The following is a 12659-nucleotide window of genomic DNA, read 5'->3' as shown; positions in this document are numbered from 1 at the left end:
CGGCATCCACAACCTCCATTCACCTCCATTCCCGGTTTCTGATTTAGCTCTTTCGTGCGACCTATGGACTTCATTTCACCGTCCCTGAAAGAAGAATGAGCGACTCCACACCCCTGCCCCCGGCGCAAACCATCGTCCCGCGCCTGACGAAGGCGGTGGGGTGTTTGCTTTTCGCCGGCGCGGTGATCCTCGGCGTGTGGCAAGGGGTTCGCTATACCCGGCTGCATCTCGCGCTGCGGCACGCGCACGAGGATTCGCCGCCAGGCGATATATGCGCGCCGAGTTCTGGGCGGGCCGCGCGTTGAGCGTGGATGATCGGAATATCGACGCCACGCGGCTCATGGCGGAAATCAACGAGGCCCAGGACTGGCCGGCGGCGCTGGGCTGGCGCATCAAGGTCGTCCAGCGCGAGCCAAATAATAACGACGACATGATGCTCTGGGCGAAGAGTGCCTTCCGCTTCGGCCAGCGCGAGATGGCCGCTCATGTCTTGAAAAACCTGCCCGCGGATTTTCAAGACCGCAGCGCCGAGTACCATGAAATGATGGCCGGCATCGCCCTGGGCAATCACGATCTCCGCGGCGCGGAGGAGCACTTCGGGCGCGCGGCGGAACTCGACCGCGGCAATCCCGTTCATCGGATCAATCTCGCATCGTTTCGGTTGGCGAATTCTCCCGACAAGGAAGTCCACGCCAGGGCAGTGAAGGATCTCCACGATGCCCTGGCGGATCCCAACGCGCGTCTTTTAGCCATCCGGGAATTACTGGCCGACGCCACCCGTCGCCACGATCGCGAGAACGCGCTCCAACTGGCCGACCAACTCCGCGCCATGCCCGAGCACACCTTCGCCGATGAACTAAGTTGTCTCGACATCGTGCCAACGCAGGACCGGTTCAAGGCGGCGGTGGCGGATTTTGAGAAGCGTTCGGAAGCAGACGCGCAGAAAGCGATTGCCACGGGCGAGTGGCTGAACTCGCATCGCCTGGCGCCGGAGACCCTCCGCTGGTACCCTCAGCTCCCTTCGGCGGTCCGCTCGAGCACGCGGATGCAGATCGTCGCCGCGGAAGCATACCTCGCCGTAGGCGACTGGCAGAAGCTGGAGGCCTTTTTGAAGATGGGCCGTTGGGAAGATGCCGATTTTCTGCGCCGCGCCATGGCCATCCGCGCTCGGCGGGAGCTCGCGCAGCCTTGGCAAAAAGACTGGGAGCAACTGACCGACGACGTGGAGGCGAATCCGCCCGACGGCTTCCTGCTCGCGCAGGTGGTCATCGGCTGGAAGTGGCGTCCGGAAGCGGTGAAGCTTTTGTGGGACGCAGCGACGAAGCCGAAGACGAACTCAGTCGCGTTGGAGAATCTGTGGAATCTCTATACCGAGACGCACGAAACCCGCGAACTCCTCCGCGTGGCCCGCGCGCAGACGGAGCTCGATCCGGCGAATCCCGTCCGGAAGAACAACGAAGCTTTTCTCACGTTGCTCGTCTACGGCGCCTCCAGCCGCGCCGAACGTCTCGCCCGCGCGGCGTCCGAGTCGAATCCCCAAATCCCCGAATGGGCTGCGACCTACGCCTACGCGCTGCACCTCGCCGGGAAAGATGCCACGGCGCAAAAGGTCATGTCCGCCTTGCCGCCGGAAGCATTGCAGCACCCGGGAGTCGCCCTCTACTACGCCATCGTCCTGGCGGGAAATGGCGATCAAACGGGGGCCCGGGAAACATTGGCCAGGCTGGACGCGCGCGGCATGCTCCCCGAGGAACGCAAACTGGCCACGGATCTCGCGCAGAAGTTGGAGCGAGCGGCGAAGGGTGCCTCGGGATAGCGAAGATCGCATTTTTATGAGCGTAACTGATTCCTGGAACCCAAATGTTCCACAGTGATTTACGCCGCGCCTATCCTACTGGCCCACCGCTTTCCTCACCGGTTCCATCTAAGAAATTGCTTTGGTTAAGGTGTTCCCAAACGTGGGCGAAATCGATGGAACGGCCACTGCTCTTTTCCATCGACCGCCCGCCGCGCTCGCCCACTGCCCCTACCCAGAATGCTCACCATCCACGGCCACAAAAACGCCAGCTTCTGCGATGGCGTCTCGCGCCGCGATTTCCTGCGCATCGGCGGACTCGCCCTCGGCGGCCTGAGCCTGCCCGGAATCTTGCGCGCTGAAGCGGCAGCCGGGGTCCGCCGTTCGCACAAGGCGGTGATCATGATTTTCCTGCCAGGGGGGCCCTCGCATCAGGACATCTTCGACCTGAAGATGGATGCGCCGTCGGAGATTCGCGGCGAATTCAAGCCGATCGGCACCAACGTCGCGGGCATTCAGATCACCGAGCACCTCCCGCAGCTCGCGCGGATCATGGACAAGTGCACGATCATTCGCTCGATGAGCGACTGCGACGGGCGGCACGATGCCTTCCAATGCCTCACCGGCCGTCCCTTCCAGCAACAGCCTCCGGGCGGCTGGCCTTCCTTCGGGTCGGTCGTTTCGAAAATGCAGGGCGCGCTCGACCCCGCAGTGCCGCCCTTCGTGGGGTTGGCGCCAAAGATGGGCCACATGGAATGGGCGCGCTGCGGCGAACCCGGCTTTCTCGGCGTGGCGCATGCACCCTTCGAGCCGAACAAGGGCGGCGCGGTGGAGGACATGACGCTGAATGGCGTGACCCTCGAGCGTCTCGCCGATCGCCGTACGTTGCTCGCCGGCTTCGATCAATTTCGCCGCGACGTGGATGCGAGCGGCCTCATGGGCGGACTCGACACTTTCGACCAGCAAGCGTTCGGCGTGCTTACTTCGAGCAAGTTGCTCAACGCCCTCGACGTGACGAAGGAAAACCCCCGCATCCTCGAGCGCTACGGCAAGGGCGATCCAAAAAATCGCGACGATGGCGGCCCAAAGATGATGGAGCATTTCCTCGCCGCGCGTCGGTTGGTGGAAGCGGGCGCGCGTTGCGTGACCGTGGCCTTCAGTCGCTGGGATCATCACGGCGGTAATTTCTCCGCGTTGCGCCAGGACTTGCCGCTCCTCGACCAGGGCCTCACCGCGCTCATCACCGACCTGCACGAGCGCGGCCTGGACAAGGATGTCTCGGTCGTGGTGTGGGGCGAATTCGGCCGCACGCCGACGATCAACAAGGACGCCGGCCGCGACCACTGGCCGCGCGTCTCGTGTGCCTTGCTCGCTGGCGGCGGAATGCGTCACGGCCAGGTCATCGGAGCCACCGATCGCCTCGGCGGTGAAGCCACGGAACGCCCGGTGCGTTTCGGCGAAGTCTTCGCCACGCTCTATCAACGGATGGAGATCGACGTCGTGAAAACGACGATCCCGGACCTCTCCGGCCGCCCGCAATACCTCGTCGAGCCCGGCTGTCAGCCGATGAAAGAACTGATCTAATCTCATGCCGCGTTTCCCCCTCATCATCGCTGGATGCATTTCATTCGCCGCCGCGACCGTTGCGCAACCGGTGAGCCTGCAGATCGAAGCCACTGGCGCGCCCGAGCTCACCTTGCGCGGCAAGGATGCACACCAGCAATTGCTCGTCACCGCGAAGTTGAATAGTGGCGATCTCCGCGACTTCACTCACAAGGCAACCTACAGCGCCGCGCCCACGGGCGTGGTGAATGTCGATGCAAATGGCGTCGTCACGCCGCTCGCCGATGGTGCAGTGACGATCACTGCCGAGGCGGAAGGTGTGAAAGCGACCATCCCTGTGCACGTGGAGGGAGCGGACAAGACCGAGCCGATCAATTTCGCCGATCAGATCGTGCCGATCTTCACCAAGGCCGGCTGCAACGCGGGCGGCTGCCACGGCAAGGCCAGCGGCCAGAATGGCTTCAAGCTCTCGTTGCTCGGTTTCGAGCCGACGGAGGATTACGAGCACATCGTCAAGGAAGCGCGCGGACGCCGCGTCTTTCCCGCTTCGCCGGAGAACAGCTTGCTACTGCTCAAGGCGATCAATTCCACGCCGCACGGCGGCGGCAAGCGACTCGACCGGACGTCCGAGGATTATGCGTTGCTCGTCCGCTGGATCGCGCAAGGCATGCCCTACGGGCGCGAGACCGATCCGAAGGTGACGCAGATCGAAGTGCTGCCGAAAGCGCGCACCATGGCGCTGAACGGCGAACAGCAACTCGTGGTGCTCGCGCATTACTCCGACGGCACGGCCAAGGATGTGACTCGCAGCGCGCTTTACGAGCCGAATGAAAAGAGCATGGCCGAAGCCGATGAAGTCGGCCACGTGAAGCTCTTCGATCAGCCCGGCGATGTGGCTATCATGGTCCGCTACCAGGGCAAGGTCGCGACCTTCCGCGCCACCGAGCCGCTCGGCGCCACGGTGGAGAGCCTGCCGCCTTCGCACAATTATATCGACGATCTCGTCTTTGCGAAGCTCAAGGCGATGGGCATGCCGCCCTCGGATCCGTGCGATGATTCCACATTCATTCGCCGGGTGAGCCTCGATATCGCCGGCCGTCTTCCCACGCTCGAGGAGTCGCAACACTTCCTCGCGGATACCGACCCGGCGAAGCGCGACAAGCTCATCGAGACCCTGCTTGCGAGCCCGGAGTATGCGGACTACTTCGCCAACAAATGGAGCGCGCTGCTGCGCAACAAACGCTCCAAGCCCGCCGAGGCCCCGACGACCTTTGCCTTCTACGATTGGATTCACGACAGCCTGCAGGCGAACCGGCCCTACAACTTGATCGTGCGCGATCTGCTCTGCGCCACGGGCGATGCGCAGGATGATCCGCCGGTCGCGTGGTATCGGCAGGTGAAGGAGCCGCAGCAGGAAGTGGAGGACATCGCGCAGCTCTTCCTCGGCATGCGCATGCAATGCGCGCAGTGCCATCATCATCCTTTCGAGAAGTGGAGCCAGAACGACTACTACAGCTTCTCCGCTTTCTTCACCCAACTCGGCCGCAAGCCGGTAACGACGAAGGAAGACGAAGCCATCTTCCACCGGCGCGGCATTGCCACGGCGATCAACAAGAAGACCAAGCAGCCCGTGCGTCCCGCGGCGCTCGTCACCGGCCCGCTCGACATCCCGGCCGATGAAGATCCGCGCATCGAGCTCTCCAAGTGGATGAGCAATCCCAAGAACCCATTCTTCGCGCGCACCCTGGTCAATCGCTATTGGAAGCACTTCCTCAATCGCGGCATCGTCGAACCCGAGGACGACATGCGCGAGACGAACCCGCCCTCGAATCCCGAATTGCTCGACGCGCTGGCGCAGCACTTCATCGACAGCGGTTATGATTTGAAGGCGCTCATCCGCGATATCACGCGTTCGCAGACCTATCAGCTCAGCGCCGTGCCGAACCATTACAACGCGCAGGATCGCCAGAACTTCTCGCGCTATTTCGCGAAGCGGCTCACCGCGGAAGTGCTGTTCGACTCGATCAACACGATCACGCGCACGCCGGCCAATTTCCCCGGGATGCCGCCGGGCACGCGCGCGATCTCGCTGCCCGACAACAGTTTCAACGCGGGTTCCTATTTCCTCACCGTATTCGGCCGGCCGGAAAGCTCGAGCGCCTGCGAGTGCGAGCGCACTCAGGAAGCCAGCCTCGCGCAAGCGTTGCACCTGCTGAATGCCAAGGACATCCAGGAGAAGCTGGCCTCGGACAGCGGCGCCGCGGCGAAGCTCGCCGCTGACCCCCGCACCGACGAGGAGAAGCTGCGCGAGCTCTATCTGGCCGCCTATTCCCGTCCGCCCGAAGCGCACGAGCTCGAGTTGGCTAAAGCGTATCTCGACAAGCCTCGCAAAGGCGCCGATGGCCAACCTGTCGACGCCGCGAAAGGCAAGCGGATGGGTTACGAGGACATCATCTGGGCGGTCCTGAATACCAAGGAATTTCTTTTCAATCACTAGATCGTGTTAGGTTTCATTTACGAACTGAGTTGGGCGCGGCATTTCGCGACAGCGTTTTGGAGTGCGGCGCTGCGGCGCCGTTTTCGGAACCGGCTCTCGTTTTGTCCCGGAGGGACGACGGAATTTAGCCGGTGGCGTAAGCCACCGGAATCGTCCCTCTCTCACTCCGGAGCCCCGGCAGGGGCGCGGGACGCGACACTTCTCCATTTCCAGCGCCCCTCCGGGGCGAACGCGCGTATTGCGGGTACCGGTGGCTTTCGCCACCGGCTAAATTCCGTCGTCCCTCCGGGACGAGCCAGCCGTTCTCTCATTACTACCATTCGCCAACGCGCCCGGTGTGGCATTGCTCTTCTCTCCACTGCGGCCGCGTGCCTGCTGGCTGCGCATAGCTTCGCCGTCGAACTCCCCGTCATCCGCCTCGACACGGTCTTCCCGCCAGGTGGCAAAGTGGGCTCGGATGTCGAAGTCGCCATCACCGGCGCCGATCTCGATGAAGCAAAGGAACTGCATTTCTCCAATCCCGGCATCACCGCCGAACCGAAGGACAAGCAGCACTTCGTGGTGAAGATCGCGCCGAATGTCCGGCCCGGAATTTACGATGTGCGCGTCGGCGGCCTGCTCGGCATTTCGAATCCGCGCGCCTTCGTGGTGGGCGACCTGCCCGAAGCCGCCAGGACGAAAGCCAGTGCCACGCCGGAAACGGCAATCGAGCTGCCGGTGGATTCCACCATCGACGGCACCGCGACGGCGAGCAACGCGGACTATTTCAAATTCACCGCGAAGAAAGGGCAACGGCTGCTCTTCGAGTGCCAGGCGCCGGAACTCGATTCCCGCCTCTCCCCGGTCCTCACCGTGCTCGATTCGACGGGCCACGCCTTGGAGACGAGCCGCCGCGGTGGCTTCCTCGATTTCGCCGCGCCAGCGGACGGCGGCTTTCTGCTGAAGCTCCAGGACCTCGCGTTCGCCGGCAGCGCGGAGTATTTCTATCGTCTCACGCTTACGACCGGCCCGCACCTCGACTTCATCTTCCCGCCCTGCGGCAAGCCGGGCACGAAGGAGAAGTTCACCCTCTACGGTCGCAACCTCCCGGGCGGCGTAGCGGCCAATCTCGCGGGCGACGACGGCAAGCCCTTGGAGAAGCTCGAAACGGAATTGGAAGTGCCCGCGACCGGTGATTCCCACGTCGACGGTCTATTGCATCCGGCAGCCGCGACCGTGGATGGCTTCTCGTATCGCCTGCCTTCGCCGCACGCCTCGAACCCCGTTTTCATTAGTTTCACCAACGAACCGGTGGTCGTCGAACACGAGCCCAACAACGCTCCGAACGAAGCACAAAAGCTCACGCCGCCTTGCGAAGTCGCCGGCCAATTCTTCCCCGCCGGCGACGAGGACTTCTACACCTTCGACGCGAAGAAGGGCGATGTCTGGTGGATCGAAGTCATCTCGCAACGGCTCGATCTGCCGACCGACCCCTTCGTCGTCATCCAGCGGGAGTCAGCGAATGCGCAGGAAGCTTACGGCGCGGATACCAATATCGGCGGCGTCCGCTTTAATACGGCGAGCAATGATCCCGCCGTGCGCTTCGAGGCGAAAGAAGACGGTGCTTATCACGTAAAGGTGTGCGACCTCTTCGGCACGGCGCATAACGATCCGCGCAACGTCTATCGCCTCGTCATCCGCAAGGCGTCGCCGGACTTCCGATTGATGACCGTGGCCGAGCCGCCGCCCGAAAAGAAAGACGATCGCAAAGTGGAGCCTTACACCGCGCTGCTGCGTGCGGACGGCACGATCGCCATCCGGGTTCTCGCCTTCCGACAGGATGGATTTGCCGGTGACATCGAATTGCACGCCGAAGGGTTACCGGCCGGCGTGACCTGCCAGCCGACCACGATTCCCGCCGGCGCGAATGAAGGCGTCGTACTCCTGACGAGCGGCGAAAAGCCGGAGCGCTGGGCAGGCTCGATCCGGGTCATTGGCAAAGCGAAGGTAGGCGACACTGAACTCGCGCACGAAGCCCGCGGCGGGGCGGTTTGCTGGTCGGTGACGGATGCCACGCAGGATGCGGTGCGTCCGCGACTGACCCGCGATGTCGTGCTGGCCGTGAGTGCCGCGGAACCCGCACCGATCAGCCTGGTCGTGACGGACAACAAACGCTGGGAGGCGACGGTCGGCGGCAAACTCGAGATTCCGCTGAAGATCAAACGCCACGGCGAATTCAAGGAAGCCCTCAAGCTGAAAGCCGAAGGTGCCCCGGGGCTCGATGCGGCGAAGGAAATCGATGTCGCCGCCAATGCGGAGACCGCCACGGCAACGATCGACCTCGCTGCCGCGAAGGTTCCCGCTGGGGAATACACCGTCCATTTTCAAGCTCTGACCAAAGGTAAATTCCGCGGCAAGGAAGTGACGACGACCGTCTATTCCGCGCCGCTCCGTATTGCCGTGCAAGCGGCGCCCTGCCAAGTAACCCGTGAAAGACTTTCGCCCGATTCGCCCTCGCATTCTCCCCTCACCGGCAGCGTCGTCCCTCGCCGCCAAGGCGCCGATTCCGGTCGCGGAATTGAATCGCACCACGCCGGTCGATTTCGATCGCGAGGTGCGGCCGTTCCTCAGTGACAATTGTCTCTCGTGTCATTGCCAGACGACGACGAAAGGCGGGCTGAACCTGGAGACACCGGAGCTGATGCTCAAGGGCGGCGATTCCGGCGCGGCGATCGATCCCAAGAAGGGCAGCGAGAGCCTCATGCTCCAGGCGGCCGCACATCAGGACGACGATTTGGTGATGCCGCCGCGGGATAACAAATCGAAGGCGAAGAATCTCACCTCCGAACAACTCGGCCTGCTCAAGCTCTGGATCGACCAGGGCGCGAAGGCCTCGCCGAAGAGGGACCGCGTGGTCGAATGGCAGCCGCTCGCGCAAAGTCTCGCGGCTATCTTCGCCGTGGCCGTGACCCCGGACGGCCAGTTTGCCGCCTGTGCGCGGGAGAATCGGATCTTCATCTACCACGTGCCTTCAGGCCGGTTGGTGGACAGCGAAATCGCGCATCACGATCAGGTGAACTCGCTCGCCTTCAGTCCCGATGGGACGCTGATGGCATCCGGCGGTTACCGCGAAGTGAAGCTGTGGCGGCACATGCCAATAACCGGCAAGCCCGCACAGCCGCTCAACGCGCCAGCCGAAAGCTCGAAGCTCGCTCGCGTGGATGGAAAGACGCTGGTGCTCTTGAATGCCGAGGGCAAACAAGTCGGGCAGGTTGATCACGGCGACTCGATCGTCGCCTACGCGGTGCGTGCGGATGGGCAACGCTTCGTCACGGCCGGTGGAAATTTTGCGAAGCTATGGAGCGCGGATGGAAAGCAAATCGCCGAGTTGCGGGGCAATCGATATGCGCGTGAAGTCGCCGGCGAGCGCGACCGCGATTTACAAGTGGCCGCGGGCAACGTCACCTACCGCAACGACGCCGTGGAGGCCGCGAAGAAGGCGCTGCAGGCCTCGCAAGACCGGGTGAAAAAATCGACCGAGGCGATCGCGCCAAAAGAACAGGACGTGACGGCGAAGCAAAAGGCGCTGGCCGATGCCAAGACCGCCAAGGCCGCCGCGGACCAGGCATTGGCGACCGCGGAAACGGATCTCAAGACCGCGGAGAAGAAGTTGCAGGATGCCGCAGCGAAGGCGGCACAGCTGGCCGCATCCGCCGCGGACGCCATCAAGGGGACGGCGACCGTCGATGCCAACAAACTGGCGACGGATGCCGCAGCAGCCTTGCAGGACGCCGCCAAGGCGCGGACGGAACGCGATCAGCGCGAAGCGCAACGCAAACAGGCCGCTGACAAGATCGAACCCGCCGGCAAGCAAGTGACCGCTGCCGAAGAGGCGGCGAAGAATGCGGAAACGGCGAAGCATGTCGCCGAGACCGAATTGTCTCTCGCCAAGGTGGAAGAGCAAAAGAATGAGGTCAGTGTCACCGAGGCCAGCGCCGCCGTGAAGACCGCCGAAGCGGAAAAAAAGAAGGCGGAAGAAGTTCTGCAAGCAGCGCAACAGGCGGCCACGGCTGCCGAGCAGCCGATCCGCGCCGTGGCGTTTTCGCCGGACGGCACAACGGTAGCGACCGCGGGCGACGATCATCTCATCCACACGTGGAGCGCGGAAAATGGTGCGGCCTTTGATGTCTTGAAAGGACACGATGCCGCAGTGACCTCGCTCGCTTTTGTGCCTGGTGGGGAATTGATTTCGGCGACGGCTGACGGCGCCGTGCTGGCTTGGAATCTCGCTCCGGAGTGGAAGCTCGAACGCACCATCGGCACTGGCAATGCGGGCTCACCACTAACGGATCGGGTGAATGCCGTCGCGTTTTCACCGGATGGCAAGCAACTGGCCACGGGCAGCGGCGAGCCTTCACGCGGCGGCGAACTCAAGCTCTGGGACGTGGCTAGCGGCCAGCTCGTGCGCGATTTCCCGAAGGCGCATTCCGACGCGGTCCTCAGCCTGGAATTTTCGCCCGATGGCAAGTTCCTCGCTTCCGGTGCAGCCGACAAAATGGCCCGCGTGACCGAAGTCGCCACGGGCAAGGTCGTGCGCAATTTCGAAGGCCACACGCACCATGTGCTCGGCGTAACCTGGAGCGCCGATGGCCGCACGCTCGCCACGGCAGGCGCGGATGGAATGGTGAAGGTGTGGGATTTTACCACCGGCGACCGGAAGAAGAATATCGAGGGCTACGACAAGGAAGTGACTGCGGTGCGGTTCGTCGGCGCGACGGCAAATCTGGTGACGAGTTCCGGCGACAACAAAGTCCGCCTCGTGGCCCTCGACGGAAAGGAAGTGCGCGTCTTCCCGGAAGTCGCGGATTTCATGGAATCCGCTGCGGTCAGCGCCGATGGTAAAACGGTCGTAGCCGGTGGCCAGGACAGCGTCTTGCGCATCTGGAATTCGACCGACGGCGGCAAGCTCGCCACCTTTGCTCCGGAGAAGAAATGAAGTGGCAATATCGCTCTACGCCTCGCGTGAAGGCGAAGTAACCGTCTCCTTGGTCGTGCCCACCGCGGTGGTGCCCTGCGGTGAGGTGGCCTCCACATTCCCGGGCGGATCGAGCGGATCGAAAAATTGCCCGGACAACGTCGGCGAAATGCTTTCGTTCACGCCATAGACGGAAGGCCATTCCTTCGGCAGCCACGCGGTACCGAACAGGCGGTCGATGACCGGAAAGACGAAGGAGAAATTGCGATCGCGATGGTCATCCCTGGTGTGATGCCAGTGGTGAAAAGCCGGCGAGGAAATGAGCCATTCCAAAGGGCCGAGACGAATGCGGAGATTGGCGTGAATGAAGAACGTCCAGATCGCACCGAAGATGGTGACGCCCGCCACCGCCGGGTCGATATGACTCCCCGTGGTCTGCGCCAGGCCGAGCAGATAAACCGGTGCCAGGCCCGACAAGCGCGTGAAAACCATGTCGAAGGGATGCGCGCGCGTATTGACGAGCCAATCGAGTTGCTCCGCGCTGTGGTGCACGGCGTGGAAGCGCCACAGGAACGGAGAGGCGTGCAACGCCCGGTGGCCCCAATACGCACCGATGTCATTGACGATGAGCACCAACCCCAGCTTCCCCCACAGCGGCCAGGCGGCGACCATGGAATAAAATCCTCCCGGATTGAGCTCATGCAGCGTGCGGGCGAGCAAGGCGAGCGGTACGGAGATCACCGCCGCCGGCACGATGCTATTGATGAAATACCAGGCGAGATCCACGCCGATCTGCTTGCGCCAGATCCTGGCCGGATGAAGCGCACACAGTCGCTCCAGCGGAACGAAGATGGCCACCAGCACAACGAGCCACATGGCCAAGCGCGCGACATCCACGACCAGACCTGAAAGGTGTCCGAGGAGTTGATGGATCATCGGCCCAAAGATTTACGCGGACATGGAAGCATGGACTGTGCACTCGAGCGCAGTCCGATCAGCGCGTTCAAACCGCAGGCAGGAGTTCCGCGCGGCGGCGACGGCGGCGCAGAATTTCGAGCGAAATGCACAGCGCCCCGAATCCCGCGAAAATCATCCAATTGGAAATATCCGGAACGATTTCCAAATCCACCCCCGCGAGCAAAGCGAAGGGCGGCTGGCCGCTGGGCGTGCCCGCTGCGGAAAACGACAGGGTCTCCGACGTATTGCTGGCGATGAAATAGAAGGTCGCCTGCGTCCAACCGCTAAAACTCTCGGCGCCGAGATTGATCGTCGGCGTGGTGAAGTTGCCAAACGTCGAAGTTTTCGTCCCCATCAGGGACACGGTCCACTGATCGGTAGTCGCCTGAGTGAAAGTGCCCTGCTGCTGCGCCGCGCCGTACCAGAATTTCAGCGCATAGGTTTTCCCCACGGTGAGTCCGGTGATGGTCTGCTGGATCGGCGCCTGTTCATAAGCGCCGTCCGCCGCGATGAAATTTCCCCCACTCGGCGGCGCCACCCAAGTGGTCGCTCCCCCGTTGTGGCTGCCCCACATGTAAGTGTTGCCGTAGTTGCCGACGTTGAACTGGCCGGGGGCCTCATTCGGTTGGCCGGCATTGGCGCCGCTGGCCTGGGTGCCCGAGTCGACATTCGACGCGGAAAAGACGAAATTGTAGCCGTTGGTGGTCCAGTTCGCGACCGTCAAGGTCGCCCCCGTGGCGGGAGGATTGGTGCCGGTATCCGGCCCGATCTGGCCGAAGTACGGCGCCGTCAAAGCCGGGCCCCCGGAGTAGGTGACGCTGGTAAATGTCCCATCCTGCACCAGGTTCGCAGAGACACTCTGCGCCAGGAGCATGGCGAAAACAACGAATGCA

At 62.9% G+C, this 12659-nt stretch carries 8 protein-coding genes; 6 read left to right on the top strand and 2 right to left on the bottom strand.

Annotation, left to right across the window (positions count from 1 at the left end; genetic code table 11):
- Positions 1-95: 95 nt before the first annotated feature.
- The 6 genes from CFE428DRAFT_RS13420 to CFE428DRAFT_RS13395 all read left to right on the top strand — a co-directional run bounded on the left by CFE428DRAFT_RS13420 (position 96) and on the right by CFE428DRAFT_RS13395 (position 10830).
- The gene (locus CFE428DRAFT_RS13420) at positions 96-305 is read left to right on the top strand and encodes a hypothetical protein (RefSeq protein ID WP_006980096.1); all 210 of its coding nucleotides are present in this window, start codon (positions 96-98) and stop codon (positions 303-305) included.
- Complete coding sequence (locus CFE428DRAFT_RS13415) at positions 272-1816, top strand: tetratricopeptide repeat protein (protein WP_006980095.1); 1545 nt, start codon at positions 272-274, stop codon at positions 1814-1816. Before CFE428DRAFT_RS13420 ends, CFE428DRAFT_RS13415 begins: the two co-directional genes overlap by 34 nt.
- Positions 1817-2035: 219 nt before the next feature.
- A complete protein-coding gene (locus tag CFE428DRAFT_RS13410; protein WP_006980094.1) occupies positions 2036-3379 on the top strand; it encodes a DUF1501 domain-containing protein in 1344 nt (447 codons plus the stop codon).
- A 4-nt stretch (positions 3380-3383) separates the two neighbouring features.
- Positions 3384-5855 carry a DUF1549 domain-containing protein gene (locus CFE428DRAFT_RS13405; RefSeq protein ID WP_006980093.1) on the top strand — a complete coding sequence of 824 codons (2472 nt, stop codon included), beginning with the start codon at positions 3384-3386 and terminating at the stop codon, positions 5853-5855.
- Positions 5856-6302: 447 nt separating this feature from the next.
- The gene (locus CFE428DRAFT_RS39775; protein ID WP_042724946.1) at positions 6303-8468 is read left to right on the top strand and encodes a PPC domain-containing protein; all 2166 of its coding nucleotides are present in this window, start codon (positions 6303-6305) and stop codon (positions 8466-8468) included.
- On the top strand, positions 8449-10830 hold the full coding sequence (locus tag CFE428DRAFT_RS13395; protein WP_237705494.1) for a WD40 domain-containing protein: 2382 nt from the start codon (positions 8449-8451) through the stop codon (positions 10828-10830). Before CFE428DRAFT_RS39775 ends, CFE428DRAFT_RS13395 begins: the two co-directional genes overlap by 20 nt.
- Positions 10831-10845: 15 nt before the next feature.
- Here the strand turns inward: CFE428DRAFT_RS13395 and CFE428DRAFT_RS13390 are convergent, their stop codons facing one another.
- Together CFE428DRAFT_RS13390 and CFE428DRAFT_RS37305 are read right to left on the bottom strand one after the other, a co-directional pair.
- The gene (locus tag CFE428DRAFT_RS13390) at positions 10846-11745 is read right to left on the bottom strand and encodes a sterol desaturase family protein (RefSeq protein ID WP_006980090.1); all 900 of its coding nucleotides are present in this window, start codon (positions 11743-11745) and stop codon (positions 10846-10848) included.
- 67 nt (positions 11746-11812) lie between these two features.
- A complete protein-coding gene (locus CFE428DRAFT_RS37305) occupies positions 11813-12640 on the bottom strand; it encodes a hypothetical protein (RefSeq protein WP_006980089.1) in 828 nt (275 codons plus the stop codon).
- Between the last annotated feature and the right edge of the window lie 19 nt (positions 12641-12659).

Origin of the sequence: Chthoniobacter flavus Ellin428 (assembly GCF_000173075.1) — a bacterium.
In the GTDB taxonomy this organism is placed as follows: domain Bacteria; phylum Verrucomicrobiota; class Verrucomicrobiia; order Chthoniobacterales; family Chthoniobacteraceae; genus Chthoniobacter; species Chthoniobacter flavus.
The sequence above is the reverse complement of the archived record's forward strand: the minus strand, read 5'-3'. Positions and strand labels throughout refer to the sequence as shown.

What these genes read in the sequence shown, in the direction of transcription:
- CFE428DRAFT_RS13420 (WP_006980096.1), top strand. Translation starts at nt 96, where the DNA reads ATGAGCGACTCCACACCCCTGCCCCCGGCGCAAACCATCGTCCCGCGC.
- CFE428DRAFT_RS13415 (WP_006980095.1), top strand. Translation starts at nt 272, where the DNA reads ATGCGCGCCGAGTTCTGGGCGGGCCGCGCGTTGAGCGTGGATGATCGG.
- CFE428DRAFT_RS13410 (WP_006980094.1), top strand. Translation starts at nt 2,036, where the DNA reads ATGCTCACCATCCACGGCCACAAAAACGCCAGCTTCTGCGATGGCGTC.
- CFE428DRAFT_RS13405 (WP_006980093.1), top strand. Translation starts at nt 3,384, where the DNA reads ATGCCGCGTTTCCCCCTCATCATCGCTGGATGCATTTCATTCGCCGCC.
- CFE428DRAFT_RS13390 (WP_006980090.1), bottom strand. Translation starts at nt 11,745, where the DNA reads ATGATCCATCAACTCCTCGGACACCTTTCAGGTCTGGTCGTGGATGTC.
- CFE428DRAFT_RS37305 (WP_006980089.1), bottom strand. Translation starts at nt 12,640, where the DNA reads ATGCTCCTGGCGCAGAGTGTCTCTGCGAACCTGGTGCAGGATGGGACA.